The organism is Enterobacter sp. MGH 24 (assembly GCF_000493015.1).
Taxonomy (GTDB): Bacteria; Pseudomonadota; Gammaproteobacteria; order Enterobacterales; family Enterobacteriaceae; genus Enterobacter.
This window is the reverse complement of the sequence record NZ_KI535657.1, coordinates 3,902,063-3,923,253: the sequence shown is the minus strand read 5'-3', so window position 1 is coordinate 3,923,253 and position 21,191 is coordinate 3,902,063. Positions and strand designations below refer to the sequence as shown.

19 protein-coding genes and 1 pseudogene are annotated in these 21,191 nt (G+C 56.9%); 15 read left to right on the top strand and 5 right to left on the bottom strand.

Going from position 1 to position 21,191, the window contains the following annotated elements:
* Window positions 1-49: 49 nt before the first annotated feature.
* Window positions 50-1,111 carry a 7-bladed beta-propeller protein YncE gene (locus tag L370_RS03570; protein ID WP_023335862.1) on the top strand — a complete coding sequence of 354 codons (1,062 nt, stop codon included), beginning with the start codon at window positions 50-52 and terminating at the stop codon, window positions 1,109-1,111.
* A 92-nt stretch (window positions 1,112-1,203) separates the two neighbouring features.
* Here L370_RS03570 and ansP read toward each other — a convergent pair whose 3' ends face one another.
* Window positions 1,204-2,700, bottom strand: coding sequence for an L-asparagine permease (gene ansP, locus L370_RS03575; RefSeq protein WP_023335861.1), 1,497 nt, complete (start codon window positions 2,698-2,700; stop codon window positions 1,204-1,206).
* Window positions 2,701-3,022: 322 nt separating this feature from the next.
* Window positions 3,023-3,919, bottom strand: coding sequence for a LysR family transcriptional regulator (locus L370_RS03580; protein WP_023335860.1), 897 nt, complete (start codon window positions 3,917-3,919; stop codon window positions 3,023-3,025).
* Window positions 3,920-4,031: 112 nt separating this feature from the next.
* Between L370_RS03580 and L370_RS03585 the strand changes: the two genes are divergently transcribed.
* A complete protein-coding gene (locus L370_RS03585; protein WP_023335859.1) occupies window positions 4,032-4,430 on the top strand; it encodes a (R)-mandelonitrile lyase in 399 nt (132 codons plus the stop codon).
* On the opposite strand, the gene L370_RS03590 is transcribed toward L370_RS03585, so the two are convergent.
* Entirely contained in the window at window positions 4,427-5,962 is a 1,536-nt protein-coding gene (locus L370_RS03590; protein WP_023335858.1) for a methyl-accepting chemotaxis protein, read from the bottom strand. The two genes, L370_RS03585 and L370_RS03590, sit on opposite strands and share 4 nt — an antisense overlap.
* 346 nt (window positions 5,963-6,308) lie before the next feature.
* Between L370_RS03590 and L370_RS03595 the strand changes: the two genes are divergently transcribed.
* The 11 genes and pseudogenes from L370_RS03595 (at window position 6,309) to L370_RS03650 (ending at window position 16,588) form a co-directional block, all read left to right on the top strand.
* Window positions 6,309-6,848 carry an AAA family ATPase gene (locus L370_RS03595; protein ID WP_023335857.1) on the top strand — a complete coding sequence of 180 codons (540 nt, stop codon included), beginning with the start codon at window positions 6,309-6,311 and terminating at the stop codon, window positions 6,846-6,848.
* A gap of 110 nt (window positions 6,849-6,958) precedes the next feature.
* Window positions 6,959-7,960: an LLM class flavin-dependent oxidoreductase gene (locus tag L370_RS03600; RefSeq protein WP_023335856.1), complete on the top strand. Its 1,002-nt coding sequence runs from the start codon at window positions 6,959-6,961 to the stop codon at window positions 7,958-7,960.
* Entirely contained in the window at window positions 7,957-9,078 is a 1,122-nt protein-coding gene (locus tag L370_RS03605) for a M20 peptidase aminoacylase family protein (RefSeq protein WP_023335855.1), read from the top strand. The genes L370_RS03600 and L370_RS03605 overlap by 4 nt, the downstream gene beginning before the upstream one ends.
* 16 nt (window positions 9,079-9,094) lie before the next feature.
* A pseudogene (locus tag L370_RS23715) lies at window positions 9,095-11,358 on the top strand (NtaA/DmoA family FMN-dependent monooxygenase).
* Window positions 11,359-11,367: 9 nt separating this feature from the next.
* Window positions 11,368-11,877, top strand: a complete 510-nt coding sequence (locus L370_RS03620) for a GNAT family N-acetyltransferase (protein ID WP_008501765.1) — start codon at window positions 11,368-11,370, stop codon at window positions 11,875-11,877.
* Window positions 11,878-11,886: 9 nt separating this feature from the next.
* The gene (locus L370_RS03625) at window positions 11,887-12,813 is read left to right on the top strand and encodes an amino acid ABC transporter permease (RefSeq protein ID WP_023335852.1); all 927 of its coding nucleotides are present in this window, start codon (window positions 11,887-11,889) and stop codon (window positions 12,811-12,813) included.
* The gene (locus tag L370_RS03630; protein ID WP_023335851.1) at window positions 12,797-13,570 is read left to right on the top strand and encodes an amino acid ABC transporter ATP-binding protein; all 774 of its coding nucleotides are present in this window, start codon (window positions 12,797-12,799) and stop codon (window positions 13,568-13,570) included. The genes L370_RS03625 and L370_RS03630 overlap by 17 nt, the downstream gene beginning before the upstream one ends.
* A gap of 9 nt (window positions 13,571-13,579) precedes the next feature.
* Window positions 13,580-14,467 (top strand): ABC transporter substrate-binding protein, encoded by an 888-nt coding sequence (locus tag L370_RS03635; RefSeq protein WP_023335850.1) that lies wholly within the window; start codon window positions 13,580-13,582, stop codon window positions 14,465-14,467.
* Between the two features lie 41 nt (window positions 14,468-14,508).
* Complete coding sequence (locus L370_RS03640; RefSeq protein WP_023335849.1) at window positions 14,509-15,126, top strand: glutathione S-transferase family protein; 618 nt, start codon at window positions 14,509-14,511, stop codon at window positions 15,124-15,126.
* A 37-nt stretch (window positions 15,127-15,163) separates the two neighbouring features.
* A complete protein-coding gene (gene pptA, locus L370_RS03645) occupies window positions 15,164-15,394 on the top strand; it encodes a tautomerase PptA (protein WP_023335848.1) in 231 nt (76 codons plus the stop codon).
* Between the two features lie 192 nt (window positions 15,395-15,586).
* Entirely contained in the window at window positions 15,587-16,588 is a 1,002-nt protein-coding gene (locus L370_RS03650; protein ID WP_023335847.1) for a Kdo(2)-lipid IV(A) acyltransferase, read from the top strand.
* A gap of 44 nt (window positions 16,589-16,632) precedes the next feature.
* On the opposite strand, the gene L370_RS03655 is transcribed toward L370_RS03650, so the two are convergent.
* On the bottom strand, window positions 16,633-18,318 hold the full coding sequence (locus L370_RS03655; RefSeq protein ID WP_023335846.1) for an NAD-dependent malic enzyme: 1,686 nt from the start codon (window positions 18,316-18,318) through the stop codon (window positions 16,633-16,635).
* A gap of 411 nt (window positions 18,319-18,729) precedes the next feature.
* Between L370_RS03655 and L370_RS03660 the strand changes: the two genes are divergently transcribed.
* Together L370_RS03660 and L370_RS03665 are read left to right on the top strand one after the other, a co-directional pair.
* Window positions 18,730-20,061, top strand: coding sequence for a 2-hydroxycarboxylate transporter family protein (locus tag L370_RS03660; RefSeq protein WP_023335845.1), 1,332 nt, complete (start codon window positions 18,730-18,732; stop codon window positions 20,059-20,061).
* Between the two features lie 121 nt (window positions 20,062-20,182).
* Window positions 20,183-20,824, top strand: a complete 642-nt coding sequence (locus L370_RS03665) for an ECs1377 family protein (RefSeq protein WP_023335844.1) — start codon at window positions 20,183-20,185, stop codon at window positions 20,822-20,824.
* Here L370_RS03665 and L370_RS03670 read toward each other — a convergent pair.
* Window positions 20,817-21,116: an ArsR/SmtB family transcription factor gene (locus L370_RS03670; protein WP_023335843.1), complete on the bottom strand. Its 300-nt coding sequence runs from the start codon at window positions 21,114-21,116 to the stop codon at window positions 20,817-20,819. The genes L370_RS03665 and L370_RS03670 overlap by 8 nt on opposite strands.
* Window positions 21,117-21,191 lie beyond the last annotated feature (75 nt).

The window sequence follows — 21,191 nt, the reverse complement described above, 5'->3', positions numbered from 1 at the left end:
TGCCGGAAGTGATGTCAGCCCAACCCCACTTTTCAGAAAAGGAATTGTTATGTCTTTACGTCAACTGTGCTCGCCGCGTCTGAGCCTGTCGCTGCTGTCTGCCACTTTACTGCTTGCCGGGACGTTCCAGGTGCATGCCGCCGAAGAGGTGCTGCGTAAAGCGGTGGGCAAAGGGGCGTATGAAATGGCGGTCAGCCAGCAGGAGAATGCGCTGTGGGTGGCAACGTCGCAAAGCCGCAAAACCGATAAGGGCGGGGTTATCTATCGCCTTGATCCGGTTACGCTGGACGTGACGCAGGCGATTCATAGCGATCTCAAACCCTTTGGTGCCACTCTCGACGGCGCGACGCAAACCCTGTGGTTTGGCAACACTATCAACGGCGCGGTGACGGCCATCGATGCGAAAACGGGCGACGTGAAAGGGCGTCTGGTGCTCGATAATCGCCAGCGCAGTGAAACCGTCAAGCCGCTGCAGCCACGCCAGCTAGTGGCGGATGACGCGACCAACACGATTTACATCACCGGTGTCGGCAAAGAGAGCGTGATTTGGGTGGTGGATGGCGCAACGCTGAAGCTGAAAGAGACCATTGCCAATACCGGTACCTATAGCACCGGCCTGGCGCTGGATGCGCAGGCGAAACGCCTCTATACCACGAATGCGGACGGCGAGCTGGTGACGATTGATACGGGCACGAACAAGATCCTGAGCCGTAAAAAAGTGCAGGATGACGGTAAAGAGCACTTCTACCTGAACCTGAGCCTCGATACCGCCGGTCAGCGTGCCTTCCTGACCGATTCAAAACAGCCGGAAGTGCTGGTGGTGAGCCTGAAAGACGGCAGCGTGATCGAGAAAATCGCCGCGCCGGAGTCTCTGGCGGTCCTGTTTAACCCGGCCCGCAATGAAGCCTATGTGACGCACCGGGAAGCCGGTAAGGTGAGCGTGATTGACGCGAAATCTTATAAGGTCACAAAAACCTTCGACACGCCGGTTTACCCGAACAGCCTGGCAATCTCTGGGGATGGTAAAACGCTGTACGTGACGGTGAAACAGAAGTCGACCCGTCAGCAGGAAGCCACTCAGCCTGACGACGTCATTCGTATCGCGCTGTAAGGTGGGAATTGCCCGGTGGCGCTGCGCTTACCGGGCCGACAAAACCATGAGAAGTAGGCCGGGTAAGGCGAAGCCGCCACCCGGCTTTTTTATTAACGCGAGGTTTCTTCTACCAGCGGTGCGTCGTGTTTATCATCGTCGTGATGAACCGGCGCGGTGCTGTGGATCTCGTGAACGCGCTTACGCACGCCGAACCAGCCGGCAATCAGCAGCACGGCCAGCAGCGGAATGGTCGCGATGGTATAAGTACCGTTCGGGTAATCAAACGCCATCAGCACCAGCACGCTGAACAGGAACAGCAGGGTGAGCCAGGAGGTCACCGGTGCGCCCGGCATCTTGAAGCTCACATCAGCCGCTTTGCCCTCTTTGATTGCTTTGCGCAGACGCATCTGGCAGACCACAATGAAGGCCCAGGAGGCGATAATCCCCAGTGCAGCCACGTTCAGAACGATCTCAAATACGCGGGACGGCACCAGATAGTTCAGGAATACGCCAAAGACGTAAACCACCAGCGTTGCCAGAATCCCCGCATAGGGAACCTGCTGCTTGCTCATCTTCGACATGAACTTCGGCGCAGAACCGCCCATCGACATAGAGCGCAGGATGCGGCCGGTAGAGTAAAGGCCGGAGTTCAGGCTGGAGAGCGCCGCCGTCAGGACCACGATGTTCATGATACTGCCCACGTAAGGTACGCCCAGCTTAGAGAAGAAGGTCACGAACGGACTCTGACCTGCCTGATAGGCAGTCCACGGGAGCAGCAGAACCAGCAGCACCACGGAACCGACGTAGAACAGACCGATACGCCAGATCACGCTGTTGATGGCTTTTGGCACCATGGTCTGCGGATCTTTACATTCACCTGCTGCGGTGCCCACCAGTTCGATAGAGGCGAAGGCGAACACGACGCCCTGAACCAGCACCAGCGCAGGCAGCAGACCGTGCGGGAAGAAACCGCCGTTATCGGTTATCAGGTGGAAGCCGGTAGCATTGCCGTCCAGCGGTTTGCCGCTGCCGAGGAAGACGGTACCCACAACCAGGAAAATCACAATGGCCAGCACTTTTACCAGCGCAAACCAGAACTCCATCTCCGCGAACCACTTCACGCCGATCATGTTCATGGTGCCGACAATCGCCAGCGCGCCAAGCGCAAATACCCACTGCGGCACATCGCCAAACGCGCCCCAGTAGTGCATATACAGCGCAACGGCGGTGATATCGACGATACCGGTCATCGCCCAGTTGACGAAGTACATCCAGCCCGCAACGTAGGCCGCTTTTTCACCGAGGAATTCGCGGGCGTAAGAGACGAAGCTTCCGCTGGAAGGGCGATGCAGTACCAGTTCGCCCAGCGCGCGTAGAATGAAGAAAGAGAAGATCCCGCACACCAGATAGACCAGGGCGAGAGCCGGGCCAGCCATTTGCAGACGCGCACCCGCACCTAAAAACAGACCCGTTCCGATAGCGCCGCCGATGGCGATCATTTGAACCTGACGGTTGCCCATCGCTTTGTGGTAGCCCTCTTCGTGGGAGTTCAACCAGCGACGTTTAGCAGCATGATGATCGGCTGCGCTTTTATTGCTTGTTTTCATTGAGTTACCTGTTTGCCTGTCTGAACCATTATCGTGATAGTCCTGCCTGGCAGAGCGCAATACAAACGATTGCTTCTGCGCAAACACATGTCGCCTTCCCAGTCATTCTGCGTATGGATAAGGCGAAACATGGCGAGGCATCCTACCTGCAATTCATAAGCGACGCAAAATATAACCGTGCCGAAAGTGATGCACGTCGAAGGAAATCGTGTGGTCAGAGCAGACGGCGATCACAACACGCTGAATCGTGGTGAGTTTTTAGACAAAACAGTTGGCGGGTTGATTATTTAATCATCAGATTCTCTTAATTATTACCAGGTGGTCAAGATTTTGATTGCTGCAGAGCATCTAGCAGTAACCTGAAAGCGGTAGTGTGTTGGCGACGGCTTGGATAATAAAGGTGATACCCCTCGAAAGTAGGGCACCACGCGTCAAGAACCCTGACCAGCCGTCCGTCACTCAGCGCCCCCAGAACCGACGCCTCCGGCACGTAGGCTAGTCCGAGTCCATTCTCAGCGGCGTCGATGCGCTGCGACAGGTTGTTCAGCGTAAGCTGCCCCTCAACCCGCACGCGAAGCTCGCGCCCGTCGCGCTGAAACTCCCAGTGGTATAACCCCCCTCGCGTGGGCAGGCGCATATTGATACAGCGGTGGTTAGCGAGCTGCTCCGGCGTCTGCGGTACACCAAAGCGTGCCAGATAATCCTCGGAGCCAACGACCGCCATGCGCATGTCCGGCGCGATCCGTACCGCAATCATATCTTTTGCCACCTGTTCACCCAGGCGAACTCCCGCGTCGAAACGGCCATCCACGATATCCGTCAGGCCATTATCGACCGTCACTTCGACGTTAATCTCAGGATACTGCACCATAAACGCCTTCAGTACCGGCCAGAGCACGGCATCCATGGCATGCTCGCCGGCGACGATGCGAATAGAACCTGCGGGTTTGTTGCGCGCGCTGCGAAGCGCCGTGAGCTCCTGCTCAATCTCAAGCAAATGCGGGCTCAAGCGCGCAAAGAGCTGCTCACCCGCCTGGGTGGGAACCACGCTGCGGGTTGTGCGGGTTAAAAGGCGAACGTCGAGCCGCGCTTCAAGCTTGCGCATGGCATGGCTTAGCGCCGATTGCGAGACGCCCAGCTGCGCCGCGGCGCGCGTAAAGCTGCGCTCGCGGGCAACCACCATAAAGGAGAGCAGGTCGTTGAAATTATCTTTTAGCACCGCGATTGCCTCTATTTATGAATTTCAATCATATTTCCTATCTGATTATGCACGCTAATGCTCCGGATTGCTTTGCGCTACTGTTAACGCAACAGTAAAAGAGGAGCATAAGATGAAAATTATCCGCAGCGGGTCATTACCTTCAGCAAAGGGACCGGAAGCCTGGTTCACAGGCACGGTCCGCATTGACGCGCCATTTCAGGCGAGCGAACCTGCCAGCGTCGGCGGGGCAACCGTGACCTTTGAGCCGGGCGCGCGCACCGCGTGGCATACGCATCCCCTTGGGCAAACGCTGATTGTGACGCAGGGGCGCGGCTGGTTACAGGAGTGGGGCAAAGCGGCGGAAATATTGAATCAGGGCGATATTGCCTGGATCCCACCCGGCATAAAGCACTGGCACGGCGCAAGCGCGCAAACGGCGATGACGCATATTGCCATCGCCGAATCCGTTAACGGCAGCCCGGTAACCTGGCTGGAAAAAGTCACCGACGAGCAGTACCCGAACGGCTAACCGCCAAAAACGGCAATCGCCTGCTGCAGGCGCGTCGTGCGCTGCGTCAGGTGATTCGCGGCGTGAGCGACGTTATCCACCATCCCCGTATTGTTGTGGGTCATTGCGCCGATACGGGAGATGGATGCGTTGATGAGCGTCAGCGCCTGGGTTTGCTCCTGCGTGGCGTGGCCGATCTCCTTAATCAGGGAGGAGACCCGCAGCACGTTGTCGATCATCACCGTCAGCTGCGTTTCGGTCTGTTCCACTTTTTCCACGCCCGCGTTGACGCTGGCGACGTTTTTCTCAATCAGCGCTTTGATCTCTTTCGCCGCCGTCGCGGAGTGCTGCGCAAGGTTGCGCACCTCGGCCGCCACCACGGCAAAACCGCGCCCGGCTTCACCTGCGCGCGCCGCTTCCACGGCAGCATTCAGCGCAAGAATATTGGTCTGGAAGGCAATACGATCGATAACGCTGATAATATCGACGATCTGGCTGTTATCCTGCGACACGGACTGCATCATGCCGATGGTCTCTTTCATCATCGCTTCGCCGCAGTGGGCGCTGTCGCGGGTGCGATCCGCCATCTCCGTGGCTTCTTTCGCGGTTTCTGCCGTCTGCTCCACCGCGCTGGCGATCTCCTCCACCGCCGACGCGGTCTGCTGGAGAAAGTCTGCGGTCTCTTCTGAGCGCGTCTGCAGCGCTGCACCTTCTTTCGCGACCTGCTGGCTGATGGTGCCAATCCCGCTGATTTGCGCCCCGACATCGTCAACCAGCGAATTCAGATTCAAGCCTGATTGATTCACCAGGCGCATCATCAGCCCGATGTCGTCGATCCTGTCAAAATGGTAATAGTCGGTTTTACGTCCTGAAACTATGCGCTGCATCTGCTGCACAATGGATTTTACCGGACGGGCGATCTGCGCATGAAGATAATAAGCCAGGGAGGTAAACAGCAGAACCAGACTCCCCGACTGCACCAGTTTATCAGGGAATAAATACACCGCCAGGCAGGAGAGTAAGGCCGTCGTCGCAATACCAAGATGGATGCGTTTGCTGGTGCTGAGGCTTTTAAAAAGCGACATAAACGAAAATAAACCGCGGCGGACCAGTAATCCTTTATAAAAGCGGTAATGTTTTAATTCGTTATTACGCACTTTGGCATACAGTTTTTCACTGGCCGCGATCTCTTCCCGCGCGGGGATATTTCGCACGGAAATATAGCCCGTCAGGGATCCTCCCTGCCAGACCGGCGTCACGTTAGCCCGCACCCAGTAGTGATCGCCATTATGACGACGGTTCTTCACCAGCCCCGTCCAGGTCTCGCCTTGCTGTAGGGTAAACCACATGTCGCCAAACGCTTCGGCAGGCATATCGGGATGACGGATGAGATTATGCGGCTCACCCAGAAGATGTTCTTCTTTATATCCGCTGGCTTCAATAAAAGCGGAATTAGCATAGGTAATATGACTTTTTATATCGGTGGTCGACATTAACGTCGAACCATCGTTAAGTAAATACTCGTTTTGTGTAACGGGACTGTTACGCCTCATGAGTAACTCCATGATGATGTGCAAGAATAAAAAAACGTCCGGAAAATGCTCCGGCAAGATTAATGTGATTATTTTTATATAACGGCCTGCTGCATATTCTCTCTGAAATTCTGACCGTCTGAAATACCCGTTGTTCATTATTTTTAATCTGTTAATGCTGGCGAATGTAATAAAAATGAAAATATTTTCAGGGGCGTTTTTTTGAGTCGCTGCAAATAAACGACATAACCCAAACTGAAAGAGGGAGATCGTCTCTCAGGAAAAATTGCCATGCTGAAATAGCGTTTCGTTAACAGGATGAAAACGCTATGATTTGGGCTGTTTTCGATAACACAGTGAGGCTGAGGTGAAAATTAACGTCATCGGAACCAGCGGGAGCGGAAAAAGCACGCTGGCGAAGCAGATTGCGACCGAACTGGCTATTCCCTATATCGAGATGGACAGACTCTACTGGCGACCCGACTGGCAGGGCACGCCGGACGATGTGTTTCAGGAAAAGCTGGAGCAGGCGCTACAGGCGTCGCCAGACTGGGTGCTTGACGGCAACTATAACCGCACGCGGCCGGTGAAATGGCGTAATGTCGACGTTGTGGTCTGGGTCGATTATGGCTTTGCCCGCACCCTCTGGCAGGCCGTCATCAGGGCCATCAAACGGGCCTGGCATAAGCACGAGCTCTGGCCCGGCACCGGGAACAAAGAGAGTTTCCGGCGCGCGTTTTTCAGCAGAGACTCCATTCTCATCTGGACGATAAAAACCTGGCGTAACAACCGCACGCGCTATGAAGCCGATCTGCAAAACCCGCAGTATGGGCATATTCGCTTCATCCGCATTACCCGGCGCGGGCAGGTGGAAACGCTGATTGCCGACTTAAAGTCTTATTCTTAGCATGGTTTTATATATCTGATTTCCGGCAAACTAAATGTAAATTAATTGTTTCTCAGTGGTGAAATGCGCCTTTAATAATGTCGACATGTTAAGTCAAACGAGAACGCAACATGTCATGGCGAATCAGCATTCTGGATAAAAGCCCCATCGCTGAAAACGAAACGGCTGCCGATGCACTGGCGCGTACCCTGGCGCTGGCGCAGCAGGCAGAAAATCTGGGCTATCACCGCTTCTGGATTGCCGAACACCACAATACTCCCCACCTTGCCAGCCCCTCGCCGGAGCTGCTGATTGCCTGGATCCTCGGGCAAACCACGCGCATTCGGGTTGGGTCCGGCGGCGTAATGCTTCAGCACTACAGCCCTTATAAAGTCGCCGAGAATTTCAACGTGCTGGCCGCGCTGACGCCTGGCCGTGTGGATCTCGGCGTCGGGAAAGCCCCCGGCGGATTACCGCTCTCAACCCGCGCGCTGCAGCAGGGCCTGAATCAACAGGAAAAGGGCAGCTTCGCCGAACAGCTGGCCCAGCTCGACCGCTGGATCCGTCCTGAACATCCGTCAACCGAGGATGCCGTCCGCGCCACGCCTCTGCCACCGTTGCCTGCTGAGGGTTTCCTGCTGGGCGCGAGTACCAAAAGCGCGCTGCTGGCCGCCGGGCTCGGCTGGCACTTTGTGTTTGCCGCGCACCTGAACGGTGACCCGGACCTGCTGCGTGAGGTGATTACCACCTGGCGTGAGAACAGCACGCGGGACGCGATAGTGGCGGTACAGGCGATTGTCGCGCCGACGCAGGCCGAGGCAGAAGCCCTGGCGCAAAAGGTCGAAGTGTGGGGCGTCGAGCTGGCAAACGGCCAGCGCGTCACCGTCGCCAGCGAAGAGCAGGCCTACGCCTTTGCGCGTCAGGCGGGCAGCGAGCCGGTACGCATTGCACGTCGGGCGCAGTCGCTGCTGGCGGGTACGGCTGAGTCGGTGGTCGAACAGCTTGACGCCCTGCATGAAAAGTGGGGCATTGACGAATTTATCATCGACACGCCGGTAGCGGAGGGAGCAACGCGCGTCGCGTCGCTGCGCCTGCTTGCCGAGGCGCGTCTTAACAGGGAGGTCACCGTATGAGCTTTGGCGAACAGCTGATTGCCTGGCGTCGCGAACTGCACCAGAACCCGGAGCTGTCCGGCCAGGAAGTGGAGACCACGACGCGCCTGCGCCAGTGGCTGACGAATGCCGGGATTACCCCGCAGCCTTACGACCTGACTACCGGGCTGGTGGCGGAAATCGGCTCGGGCAACAAACTGATTGCGCTGCGGGCCGACATTGATGCTCTGCCGATTGAAGAGCGCAGCGGCGTGCCGTTTAGCTCCCAGCGTGCAGGCGTAATGCATGCCTGCGGGCACGATATCCACACCAGCGTCATCCTCGGCGCCGCGTTGAAGCTGAAAGAGCGGGAAGCGTCGCTTAACGGCCGGGTGCGGATCCTGTTTCAGCCTGCCGAAGAGAACTTTGGCGGTGCGAAGAGCATGGTACGGGCCGGTGCCCTGCGTGACGTTAGCGCCATCTTCGGCATGCACAACGAGCCCAGCCTGCCGGTGGGTGAGTTCGCGACCCGCGGCGGACCGTTTTATGCCAACGTCGATCGCTTCGTGATCCGCATTACCGGTAAGGGCGCGCACGCCGCACGACCTCATGAAGGCAACGACGCCATTGTGCTGGCGAGCCAGCTGGTGACGGCGCTGCAAAGCGTCGCCAGCCGCAACGTCAACACGCTGGATTCGGTGGTGCTGAGCGTGACGCGCATTGCAGGCGGTAACACCTGGAACGTGCTGCCGGAAAGCGTCGAGCTGGAAGGCACGCTGCGCACCCACCGCACGGAAGTGCAGCAGAACGTGAAAGCCCGCGTGGGCGAAATCGCCGCCGGGTTTGCCAGCGCCTTTAGCGCGCAGATTGACATCACCTGGTATGCCGGGCCCACCGCGCTGGTGAACGACGAACGCTGGGCCGATTTCGCCACCTCGGTCGCACGGGACGCCGGATATGAAACCCGGCACGCCGAGCTGCATATGGGCGGGGAAGATTTCGCGGTCTATCTGCAGTCCATTCCCGGCGCGTTTGTCAGCATCGGCAGCAACAGCCCGTATGGTTTGCATCATCCGGCATTCAACCCGGATGAAGCCTTAATTGAGCCCGCTGCCCGCTATTTTGCACAGCTTGCGGAAAAAGCCCTGCAACACGTTTAATTCTTAAGAGGTGAATATGTCTGCAACCCGACAACTGCGGCTGGGGACCATTTTGCATGGCGCATCCGGAAATATGTCCGCCTGGCGTCACCCTGAGGCCGTCGCCGATGCCAGCATCAATTTTGATTTCGTCAAAGCCACTGCGTTGAAGGCGGAGGAGGGCAAACTCGATTTTCTATTCGTTGCCGACGGTCTCTATATCAACGAGAAATCGATCCCGCATTTTTTAAACCGCTTTGAACCGCTGACGGTGTTATCGGCTCTTGCCAGCATCACCTCGCGCCTGGGGCTGGTGGGAACCTTATCCACCTCCTACAGCGAGCCTTTCACCACGGCGCGCCAGTTCGCCAGCCTCGACCACCTGAGCAACGGACGCGCGGGCTGGAACGTGGTGACTTCGCCGCTGGAAGGGTCGGCAAAGAACTTTTCCCGCGAAAAACACCCCGAACACGCGCTGCGCTATCGCATTGCCGATGAGTATCTCGACGTGGTGAAAGGGCTGTGGGATTCCTGGGAGGGCGACGCCTTTGTGCGCAATAAAGAGAGCGGCCAATTCTTTGATTCGGCAAAATTGCATACCCTGGACCACCACGGTGATTTCTTCCAGGTCGCCGGGCCGCTGAATATTGGTCGAACGCCACAGGGACGACCGATTGTCTTTCAGGCCGGCGCGTCTGACGACGGGAAAAAGCTGGCGGCGAAGCATGCAGATGCCATTTTTACCCATCACGAGACCTTCGACGAGGCAAAAGCCTTTTACCGCGACGTGAAGCAGCAGCTGGAAAGTAACGGACGCCGCGCGTCAGATTTACATATTTTCCAGGGCGTCAGCGTGATTGTGGGTAAAGACGCCGATGACGTGGAAAACCAGTATCAAACCACGGCGGCGCTGGTGTCGATTAACGATGCCCTCAACTATCTCGGACGCTACTTCGAACATCACGATTTCAGCCAGTATCCGCTCGACGAGCCGTTCCCGGATATCGGCGACTTAGGCAAAAACAGCTTCCGCAGCACCACCGATGAAATCAAGCGCAATGCCCGCGAGCGCAGCTTAACCCTGCGTCAGGTTGCGCTGGAAGCCGCCTCGCCGCGCCCGCGCTTTTCCGGTACGCCGGAAGAGGTGGCCGACGGCCTGCAGGCCTGGTTTGAAGGCTATGCCGCAGACGGCTTCATCATCCAGGGCGGTACGCCGGACACCTTCCCGCGCTTTGTTGACCAGGTGGTGCCCGTTTTACAGGCCCGCGGTCTGTTCCGCACCGACTACCCGGGCACCACGCTGCGCGAAAGTCTGGGTTTAGACGAACCTAAAAACCAATACACACAACAATAAAAGAGAACACCGCTATGCAGAAAACATCGCTTATTCTGGCGCTCGCGCTGGCCTTTACCCCTGCCGTCTGGGCAGAGAATGTGAATATTAACGGCACCGGCGTGAGCATCGAGGCCAACAAAACGCCGGTTAATACCGCCAAAAACAACGATGCGGTGGCACAGCTGCCGAAAGATTATCGCTTCGCCGTGCCGGGGAAATTTACCGTGGCGGTGGCCGCGCTTAACTCGCCTCCGCTGACGGTCTTCTCCGATGACAACAAAACGCTGCTGGGGAGTGAAGTGGACGTCGCCCGTCTGGTCGCTGACAGCCTGGGGCTGGAGCTGAACGTGGTGCCGACCTCCTGGGAAGACTGGCCGCTGGGCGTGGCCTCCGGGAAATATGATGCCGCCATCAGCAACATCACCGTCACCAAAGAGCGCAAAGAGAAGTTTGACTTTGCCACCTATCGTAAAGATTCCCTCGGGTTCTACGTGAAATCAACCAGCCCGATCAAGTCGCTTGAGAAGGCTGAGGACATCGCCGGGCTGCGGATTATCGTCGGCTCCGGCACCAACCAGGAGGCCATCCTGCTCGCATGGAATGCCGAAAACCTGAAGAAGGGACTGAAGCCCTTCACCCCGATCTACACCAAAGACGATGCGGCACAAACGCTGGCGCTGCAGTCCGGACGCGCGGACGCCTACTTCGGTCCGAACGTGATTGGCGCCTGGAAAGCGGCGCTGAACGGGAAAACCAAACTGGTGGGTAGCGTCGACGGCGGCTGGCCGAAGGCGGCGCACATCGCGGTCACGCTGAAAAAAGGCAGCGGGCTGGTTGAGCCGGTGCAAACCGCGCTGAACGGCGTCATCAAAAACGGCGATTACGACAAAGTGCTGAACCGCTGGGGGGAAGGGGTTGAGCGCATTCCTCAGTCCGAAGTGAACCCGGCTGGCCTGGGCGATTAAGGAGGCGTGATGAGCGAACGATTTCGTGATGTTTCCCCGGAAGACGCTGAGCTTCAGCCCATCATTGAGGGGCTGTTCGGCGAATATGCCGCCCGTTACGGGGACTACTTCTCTAAAGACGCGGAGGTGGAGCTCACCGAGTGGTATTTAGCGCCGCAGGGGCTGTTTATCGTGCTGGAGCGCGACGGGAAGATTATCGCCACCGGCGCGTACAAACCTTTCGACGAACGCACCGCGGAAATCAAACGCATCTGGACGGACAAAACCCTGCGTCAGCAGGGGCTTGCCGGACGTGTGGTGCAGGAGCTGGAGCGCAGGGCGGTGCTGGCAGGCTATAGCCAAATCTACCTGACAACCGGCTTTCGCCAGCCGGAAGCGGTCAGGCTCTATCTCAGCCAGGGCTATCAGCCGCAGTTCGATCTGAACCGCGATCCGGAAGAGTACAGCCAGCCGCCGTTTGACGGTCGGCTGCGCTTCACCAAAACGCTGGTACGCGAAGCGTTCAGTAAAACCGCATGAGGAACGACGATGAGCAACGTTGAAACCATTAAGGTGGTCCCGGCGCGTTATCCGCTGCGGACCGTCGGCGCCGCGGTGGCGCTGTTTTTCCTGGCGGTCGTGATTCAGTCCGTGGCCTTTAACCCGCGCTGGGAGTGGTCGGTGTTCGCCCGCTGGTTTTTTGACCCGGTGATCCTTGAGGGCGTAGGGCAGACCCTGCTGCTGACGCTGATCGGCACCGCGCTGAGCGTGGTGTTGGGCGGCATGCTGGCGCTGGCGAGACTGTCCTCGTCATGGCTTCTGAGCAGCCTGGCGTGGGCCTACATCTGGCTGTTTCGGTCGCTGCCGCTGATCGTGGTGCTGATCGTTCTGTACAACTTTTCCTATCTCTACGACACGCTCTCGCTCGGCGTGCCGTTCACCAGCATCACCTGGGGCAGCTTTGAAACCATCAACGTGCTGGGGCAGTTTTCTACCGCCGTGGTGGGGCTGACGCTGGTGCAGAGTGCCTATACCGCCGAGATCATTCGCGGGGGATTCCTCGGGGTCGATCATGGCCAGTACGAAGCCGCCGCCGCGCTCGGCCTGCCGGCCTGGCGACGCACGGTGCGCATCATTTTGCCTCAGGCGTTGCGCACCATTCTGCCGTCGGGGTTCAATGAAATCATCAGCCTCGCCAAGGGCACGGCGATGGTGTACGTCCTGGCGATGCCGGAACTGTTCTATACCATCCAGATGATCTACAACCGCACGCAGGAGGTGATCCCGCTGCTGATGGTCGGTGCCGCGTGGTACCTGGCGATCACCACCGTCCTGTCCGCTATACAGTATGGCGTCGAGCGCGCGCTTGCCCGCAGCGAACGCCGCTCTGCCGTTAATCAGAACCGTGCCACCCGTCGTACCCGTTCTGTCACCACCGCACCAGCACAGGAGCCTATTCATGCAAGCCTCTCCTGAAGGACATATTTCGATTACCGGCGTCAGCAAATTTTTTGGCCGCCATAAGGCGCTCGACAACGTTTCGCTTGAGATCCCGCCCGGGTCCGTGACGGTGATCCTCGGACCGTCCGGCTCCGGTAAATCGACGCTGCTGCGCACCATTAATCACCTGGAGCGCGTCGACGAAGGCTTTATCCAGATCGACGGGGATTACATTGGCTATCGTCGTCAGGGCGATAAGCTCTATGAGCTAAAGGAGAAGGAGATCCTCAAACAGCGCGTCAACGTGGGCTATGTGTTCCAGAACTTCAATCTCTTTCCCCATCTCACGGTGCTGGAAAACCTGATAGAGGCGCCGATCGCGCATAAAAAGCTCAGCAAAAAAGAGGCGGTGGAAAGGGCGTACAGCCTGCTGGACGTGGTTGGGCTGCGGGATAAAGCCGATGCCTGGTCACGCCATCTTTCAGGCGGTCAGCAGCAGCGTATCGCGATTGCCCGCGCGCTGGCGCTGCGTCCCCGCGTGATGCTGTTTGATGAGCCTACCTCGGCGCTGGATCCGGAGCTGGTGGGGGAAGTGCTGGACGTGATCAAAAAGCTGGCCCGGTCCGGCACTACGCTGGTCGTGGTGACCCACGAGATCGGCTTTGCCCGGGAAGTGGCGGATCAGGTGGTGTTTATGGTCGACGGAAAAATCGTCGAGCAGGGAAGCAGTGACGAGGTATTAAACCGTCCGTCACATGCGCGAACGCGCCAGTTTCTCTCCAAAGTCTTGTAAGGAGCGCCAATGAAATATGGACTTCTGGCGGGGCTGGTCTTTACGACGGCGAGCCACGCCAGCATTGATTTGAAAGCCAACGAACAGCCGCTGCCGGTGACGGTGGATCGGCAGGCCGTAGCGAAGATCCCCGCAAACTACACATTCGTGGAGCCGGGTACGCTAACGGTCGCCGTTTCGGCGCTGAATTCTCCGCCGCTGGCGCTGCTGGCCAGCGATAACCGCACGCGCATTGGCAGCGATCCGGATATCGCCCGTCTGCTGGCGGGCAGCCTTGGACTGAAGCTGAAGCTGGTGCCGACGGCGTGGGAAGACTGGCCACTGGGGATCGCCTCCGGGCGCTACGACGTGGCGCTGGTAAATATTGCGGTGACCGAACAGCGTAAAGAGAAGTTTGATTTTGCGACCTACCGCGTCGATTCGCTGGCGTTTTCGGTGAAATCCACCAGCGAGATCCAGTCAATCAAAAGCGCGGAAGATCTGGCCGGGAAAAAGGTGATTGTCGGCTCCGGTACGAATCAGGAGCGCATTCTGCTGGGCTGGAACGAAGAGAACAAAAAGGCGGGGCGGACGCCTGCGCTGCCGGTCTATCTTCACGACGATGCCTCGGGCAATCTCTATATTCAGTCCGGCAGGGCGGACGTGTTCTTTGGCCCTCAGTCGGTTTCAGCTTACAAAGCGGCGCTCACCGGCAAAACCCGCGTTGTCGGTTTAGGGCCGAAAAAAGCCTATGTCGCGACCACCACCAAAAAAGGCAATGAGCTGGTGTACGCGCTGCAGGCCGCGCTGGACGGCGCGATTAAGCGCGGAGATTACCAGAAGGTGCTGGCCCGCTGGGGCGAGCAGGGGGAAGCGGTGGCGCAGTCGGAGGTCAACCCGCCTGGGATAACCTACTAATGGTGCTCTACACTTAGGGTTTTCATCCCTCAGGGGGCAACATGATTAAACTCTACGGCGTACCCGGCTGGGGCTCGGCAATCGGTGAAGTGATGCTAACCCTGGCTGATATCCCCTATCAATTTATCAACGTGGACGGGTTTGACCAGCCCGGCCCGCAGCGTGAGCTGCTGCAAAAGCTCAACCCGCTGTGTCAGGTACCCACGCTGGCGCTGGAAAATGGTGCCATCATGACCGAAACAGCGGCGATTGCCCTGATGGTGCTCGACCGATGCCCCGATCTCGCGCCGCCCGTGGGGCAGGCCGAACGCCAGCAGTTTCAGCGTCTGCTGATCTGGTTTGTGGCCAACGTCTATCCCACATTTACGTATGCGGACTATCCCGAACGCTGGGCGCCGGATGCGCCGGAACAGCTTCAGAAAAACTGCATCGAATACCGGAAATCCCTCTATTTGTGGTTCGACGCTCAGCTCAAGGCCGCCCCGTTTGCGTTAGGTGAACGGCTGACGCTGCTGGATGTGTATATCGCGGTGGTGCGGACCTGGGGGCCTCGCCATGGCTGGTTTGCAGCCAATACGCCGAAACTGACGGCCATCGCAGATACCGTCTGCCAGCTGCCGGAACTGCACAAGGTGTTAAAGGCCAACGGTATTATCTGATAACGTGGAGCTCTTACTCACAACTGGAAGCCTGCATATGCCACACGTAGATATCAAATGTTTTCCCCGCGATTTGAACGACGAACAAAAAACCGCACTGGCCGAGGATATTGCTGAGGTCATTATTCGCCATTTCAACAGCAAAGACAGCTCGGTGTCCGTTGCGTTGAATCAGGTGAACCAGGAGGACTGGAAAGCGCAGGTCTGGGACACCGAAATAGGACCAAAGCTGGACGAGTTAATCAAAAAGCCAGGCTATTCAATGTAAGCGCAATTGCCGGGGGGAGCGCTCCTTCCCGGTTTTTCCCGTCACGTCTTCCTGCTTTTTCGCAAAAAACGATAAAAATGCGTTTTGTCTTATCCGCTACACTTAACGTTTCTGACTGACAGCTCATCAATCCTTAGGAAAGATCTCCAACAGAATCAGTTAAGGACAGACACGTTAAAGGATAATTTTCTCATGACAAAATTACCCCGTTTTTCACTCGCCTTTCTTCATCCCCGTTACTGGCTAAGCTGGACCGGCATTGCCGCGCTGTGGCTCATTATGCTGCTCCCTTATCCGCTTCTGTTCAGAATCGGTCATGGGCTTGGTCGACTGGCGATGCGCCTGCTTCCGCGCCGCGTTGAGATTGCCCGCCGCAACCTGGAGCTCTGTTTTCCGGAGATGAAAAAGGATGAACGCGAGACGTTGCTGCAGCGTAATTTTGAATCGGTAGGAATGGGGGTGATCGAAACCGGAATGGCATGGTTCTGGCCTGCATGGCGGGTGCGGAAATGCTTTACCGTGACGGGTTATGAGCACATGGAAAAGGCCAGGGCGCAAGGAAAGGGCGTGGTGCTGGTGGGGATGCATTTTCTAACGCTTGAGCTAGGCGCGCGGATATTTGGCATGCTTAACCCCGGTATTGGGGTGTATCGTCCCAACAATAATGCGCTGCTGGACTGGCTCCAGACGCGCGGACGCCTGCGCTCCAATAAAACCATGCTCGATCGCCATGATTTAAAGGGCATGATTCGCTCGCTGAAGCAGAATGAAATTTTGTGGTACGCCCCGGACCATGACTATGGCAAAACCAATAGCGTCTTCGTGCCGTTTTTTGCGGTGCCGGATGCCGCCACGACCGCGGGAAGCTATATGCTGGTCAAAAGCGCTAAGCCTGCCGTTATTCCCTTTGTGCCGCGCCGCAGGGCGGACGGCACCGGTTACGAACTGATCATTCTGGAGGATATCAGCGAGGCGTTGCAGGGGGGAGATAAAGAATCTGTTGCGACGCAGATGAACAGGGCGATTGAGCAAGCGGTACGGATGGCGCCTGAGCAATATATGTGGCTGCACCGTCGCTTCAAAACGCGTCCTGAAGGTGTACCCGATCGGTATACCCGCCTGAAACAGACGGCAACACGGGGTGATATTCTCTCCGCTAGCGATTTTTCTGACCGTTCAGGCGTACAGCACTAAAACCTCAGCGATGCCCTCACCCTGGGGTGAGGGCATGACTGGCGCTATAGCGCAGACCGGCGGTACGGCGCATAGTCCGCCTGCCACCAGGTCTTCTCAATACGCGCCATCAACGTCTCATCATCTATCGCCGGAGCCATGCCCTGTGCAATCGCGGCCCGGGCGACGGCAACGGCAATCTGGCGTGACACCGTTTCAATCTCATCTACCGGCGGCAGCAATCCCCCTTTTTCCGTAGTGACCAGTGGAGACTGCGCGGCCAGGCTGCGGCTTGCTGCCATTAGCATCTCTTCCGTCACCCGGCGCGCGTTACAGGCCAGTACACCCAGCCCCAGGCCCGGGAAAATATAGGCGTTGTTGCACTGGGCGATCTCGTAGTGTTCATTCTCCCAGAATACCGGGGCGAACGGGCTGCCGGTGGCCACCAGCGCGGCTCCCTGGGTCCAGGCGATAAGATCCTGCGGCTGGGCTTCCGCCCGCGAGGTTGGGTTCGAAAGCGGCATGATGATGGGGCGCGGACAGTGGCGATGCATCTCTTTGACAATCTCTTCGCTGAACAGCCCCGGCTGGCCTGACACGCCGATCATCACCGTAGGATGCGCGTTCTTCACCACGCCAAGCAGGGAAATATTCTTCGCCTCTACCTGCCAGCGGCTAACGGCGTCGCGCGCGGTAAGCAGATTTTTCTGGAAATCGAGCAGGTTAGTCATGTCGTCGGTCAGCAGGCCGAAGCGATCGACCATAAAGATCCGGCTGCGCGCTTCGGACTCGGTCAGGCCGTCATCCACCATCAGCGCCACAATTTTTTCAGCTATCCCGCATCCGGCAGAGCCGCTGCCCAGGAAGACCACGCGCTGATCGCGAATGCGCGTGCCCGCCGCATGCGCCGCCGCCATCAGCGTCCCTGCTGTGACGGCGGCCGTGCCCTGGATATCATCATTGAAGCAGCACAGCTGGTCGCGGTAGCGCTGGAGAAGTCGGGTGGCATTTTTCTGCGCGAAGTCTTCAAATTGCAGGAGAACATTGGGCCAGCGCGCTTTAACGGTGCTGACAAACATATCCATAAACTCAGCGTACTGGTCGTCGCTGATGCGCGGATGACGCCAGCCCATGTACATCGGGTCGTCGAGGTGTTGCTGATTATTGGTGCCGACATCCAGCATAATCGGCAGGGTAGAGGCCGGATGGATCCCGCCGCAGGCGGTATAAAGCGACAGCTTGCCAATGGGGATGCCCATTCCGCCGATACCCTGATCGCCAAGCCCTAAAATACGTTCCCCGTCCGTCACCACAATCACGCGAACGTCGTTGCGCGAAAAACTTTGCAGCATCTCGTCAATACGATGGCGGTTAGGCCATGAAATAAACAGGCCGCGTGCGCGTCGATAAATCGTGGAGAAATGCTCGCAGGCTTCACCGACCGTCGGGGTATATATAATCGGTAACGTCTCTTTCAGATGCGAACGCAGGAGATTATAAAAGAGCGTTTCATTGGTGTCCTGAATATTTCGCAGATAAACATGACGCGAAATATCGCTTTTAAAATGGCAGAACTGCACCCAGGCGCGCTCGGTTTGTTCTTCAATGGTTTCAACGTTGTGCGGCAATAACCCATGCAGATTAAAATTGTCACGCTCTTCTTTAATAAATGCGAGCCCTTTATTTAGCAGCGGATTTTCCAGCAATACGGCCCCGTTATAGGGGGTGTACAGAACTTCTTTCCGGGACATGGTTAACTCCTGAATATTTAAGCAATACAGATAAAAGGCGAGTAAAAACAGTGGCTTTACTGGGTGTAAAGACACGGTTTGTTGTGCGTTTGATTGGGGGGTAATTTAGCGCTTAGCTAACGGAGCAGGAGTGATAAAGTTCACATTCTTTCTGGTTTTATTAATTTCAAAAAGGAATGCACCGATCGCCATGAATAACTTTAGTTACATAATGATGAATTAAATTATTTAAAAGGAAAGAGTTATTGCGTTCACATTTCTCTGCGGGAGCACATGCTAATTTCACCCTGAGCCTGTTTTTAGAAAAGGCCGCATAATTCATTATTTATATTTAAGAACATTTTTTCGTATCAGGAATAATTTCAGTTATTCCTTTCTCTGTATATCCGAACACAATTTTCAGGTGATTATATGAAAGATAATCCTGTACCGACTTCTGAGCTGTCTACCTCGCGTTTTGCCTTTGGGCTCAACAATGCCGAGGTGGGCACGGTCCCGTTGATGCTGTTCGTCGGGATTGCCGCCATTGTGGCGACGTCCGCCTGGGCAGGGCTGCTGCCGAAAAATATGATAGGTGGTCTCGCGGTCATCATGACCCTCGGCTTCGCGTTTGCCAAAGTGGGGCGTCAAATCCCGGTGCTGAAGGATATCGGCGGCCCGGCGATCCTGTGCCTGATGGTTCCCTCCGTGCTGGTCTATTTTGGCGTATTCGGGAAACAAACCCTTGATACCGTACACCTGCTGATGAAAGAGGCGAATCTGCTCTATTTCGTCATCGCCTGCCTGGTGGTCGGCAGCATTCTGGGAATGAACCGGGTGCTGCTGATCCAGGGGATGATGCGCATGTTTGTTCCGCTGGCGGCGGGGACCTGCATGGCCGTGCTGAGCGGCCTCATGGTGGGCTCACTGTTTGGTTATACGCCTTACCACACCTTCTTCTTCATCATTGTGCCCATCATCGGCGGCGGAATTGGCGAGGGGATTTTGCCGCTGTCCCTGGCCTATTCGGCAATACTGGGGCAGACGCCGGACGTCTACGTTGCGCAGCTGGCACCCGCTGCGGTCGTCGGGAATATCTTCGCCATTATTTGTGCGGGCTCGCTGGCGCGTCTCGGCGCGAAACGTCCTGCGCTTTCGGGAAACGGCATGCTCACGCGGAGTAAAGACGACGCCAGTCTGTTTGCCGGGGCACAAAGCGCTCAGCAGACGGATTTTCATCTGATGGGGGGCGGATTGCTGATGGTGTGCGCGTTTTTCATCGTCGGCGGATTGTTTGAAAAACTGGTCCACATTCCCGGCCCGGTGCTGATGATCCTGATTGCCGTCCTGTGTAAATACTTCAGGGTGATCCCAGCCTCAATGGAGCAGGGCGCGCACAGCTGCTATAAATTCGTCTCGGCTGCGCTGGTCTGGCCGCTGATGATCGGCCTCGGGATGTTATACGTGCCGCTCGAGAGCGTGGTGTCGGTTTTCTCCGTGGGATACGTGGTGGTATGCGGTTCGGTCGTGATTGCGATGGCGCTGAGCGGCTACGTTATCGCGTCGCGTCTGAATATGTATCCTGTGGAAGCGGCCATTGTGACCTGCTGCCACAGCGGGCTGGGCGGGACGGGGGATGTGGCCATTTTGTCCGCGTCTAACCGGATGTCGCTGATGCCGTTCGCGCAGATCGCCACCCGCATCGGCGGCGCGTCGACGGTGATTTTCGCCACGCTGCTGATGGGCTGGATTATGGCGCACTGATCCGAAACGTCAGGATACTGAATCGCAACGACATTTTCAGGGTGCCGCTGCGGTTCAGTCCTTTATAAAACTCACCGCGCTGTATAGAATTACCGCATCCACAGCGACGGGATACCACACGATGACCGCAAGAGTTGATTATCAAATTGAAAAATATCTCCTTACCGAAGCCGCCGAGCCGGAGCGCCTGACGCGCCAGTGGGCAGAGGTGATGGAGGAGTGTCGTGAGCAACAGTCCGGTGCAGAGGAGCGGCTGCGTCTCGCGTTGCTTAATGTGGATTACGTCACCAGCTTCGAGCTGCCCTTCAGGCTGCTCCTTACCCGTGCGCCCCAGCTGATAGACGCTGTCAGAAAAGAGCTTCAGCTCAGTCAGAAAAATGTTCTGTTTAACGGGAAGCGCTTTGGCTGCGTCTATAGCCTTAAAAGGGATCTCGACGGAATACCTGACGAGTTTACCTATCAGCTGAAAACGCGGATCCAGCGCAGTAATGCGAGAGGATGTAATGAATTGCCTTACCGGCAAATTGCCCAGCAGGTTAAAGCCCCTCGCGAACGCCTTAAGCTGGCGCTGGAAAATGGGTTAGCGGTAACGGCACTCGACGGGCTTTTCTGGTTTGGCATTCAGCGCATCGCGGCGGATGTACAGAGATTACGCAAGACAGGGATGAGGATCGTGACGTCCGACGCCGAGGTGTTTGATACACTCACCAAAACAACCCGGCGGATCCCGGTCTATCATCTGGAAGAGACTGAAATTATTTAACCTGCAGCAGTATCTTCATCAGCCCTGGAAAGCGGGCATCCAGATCCTCTCTTCGCAATGAAATCATGTTTTCGCGTCCCTGCGGGCGCTGCCAGATCACGCCGCTGTCGCGCAGTACGCGCCAGTGGTGGGTCATCGTGGACTTCACCACGTCTTCCGGGCGCAGCGCGTTACAGCTGAGTTCGCTGCCATCGGCCAGCCGGCGAATGATCGACAGCCGGAGCGGGTTGCCGAGGGCAAACAGCACATTTTCCAGCAGTATTTGTTCAGTTTCAGGGTGGTTGGGGATCATCGTTTTCCTGCGTTTGGCGTCAGATTGAGCTATATCAACAATAGGTCAACCGTTAAAAAATAGTTCGATAATACT

What these genes read in the sequence shown, in the direction of transcription:
- L370_RS03570 (WP_023335862.1), top strand. Translation starts at nt 50, where the DNA reads ATGTCTTTACGTCAACTGTGCTCGCCGCGTCTGAGCCTGTCGCTGCTG.
- ansP (WP_023335861.1), bottom strand. Translation starts at nt 2,700, where the DNA reads ATGAAAACAAGCAATAAAAGCGCAGCCGATCATCATGCTGCTAAACGT.
- L370_RS03585 (WP_023335859.1), top strand. Translation starts at nt 4,032, where the DNA reads ATGAAAATTATCCGCAGCGGGTCATTACCTTCAGCAAAGGGACCGGAA.
- L370_RS03590 (WP_023335858.1), bottom strand. Translation starts at nt 5,962, where the DNA reads ATGAGGCGTAACAGTCCCGTTACACAAAACGAGTATTTACTTAACGAT.
- L370_RS03600 (WP_023335856.1), top strand. Translation starts at nt 6,959, where the DNA reads ATGTCATGGCGAATCAGCATTCTGGATAAAAGCCCCATCGCTGAAAAC.
- L370_RS03605 (WP_023335855.1), top strand. Translation starts at nt 7,957, where the DNA reads ATGAGCTTTGGCGAACAGCTGATTGCCTGGCGTCGCGAACTGCACCAG.
- L370_RS03620 (WP_008501765.1), top strand. Translation starts at nt 11,368, where the DNA reads ATGAGCGAACGATTTCGTGATGTTTCCCCGGAAGACGCTGAGCTTCAG.
- L370_RS03625 (WP_023335852.1), top strand. Translation starts at nt 11,887, where the DNA reads ATGAGCAACGTTGAAACCATTAAGGTGGTCCCGGCGCGTTATCCGCTG.
- L370_RS03630 (WP_023335851.1), top strand. Translation starts at nt 12,797, where the DNA reads ATGCAAGCCTCTCCTGAAGGACATATTTCGATTACCGGCGTCAGCAAA.
- L370_RS03635 (WP_023335850.1), top strand. Translation starts at nt 13,580, where the DNA reads ATGAAATATGGACTTCTGGCGGGGCTGGTCTTTACGACGGCGAGCCAC.
- L370_RS03640 (WP_023335849.1), top strand. Translation starts at nt 14,509, where the DNA reads ATGATTAAACTCTACGGCGTACCCGGCTGGGGCTCGGCAATCGGTGAA.
- pptA (WP_023335848.1), top strand. Translation starts at nt 15,164, where the DNA reads ATGCCACACGTAGATATCAAATGTTTTCCCCGCGATTTGAACGACGAA.
- L370_RS03650 (WP_023335847.1), top strand. Translation starts at nt 15,587, where the DNA reads ATGACAAAATTACCCCGTTTTTCACTCGCCTTTCTTCATCCCCGTTAC.
- L370_RS03655 (WP_023335846.1), bottom strand. Translation starts at nt 18,318, where the DNA reads ATGTCCCGGAAAGAAGTTCTGTACACCCCCTATAACGGGGCCGTATTG.
- L370_RS03660 (WP_023335845.1), top strand. Translation starts at nt 18,730, where the DNA reads ATGAAAGATAATCCTGTACCGACTTCTGAGCTGTCTACCTCGCGTTTT.
- L370_RS03665 (WP_023335844.1), top strand. Translation starts at nt 20,183, where the DNA reads ATGACCGCAAGAGTTGATTATCAAATTGAAAAATATCTCCTTACCGAA.
- L370_RS03670 (WP_023335843.1), bottom strand. Translation starts at nt 21,116, where the DNA reads ATGATCCCCAACCACCCTGAAACTGAACAAATACTGCTGGAAAATGTG.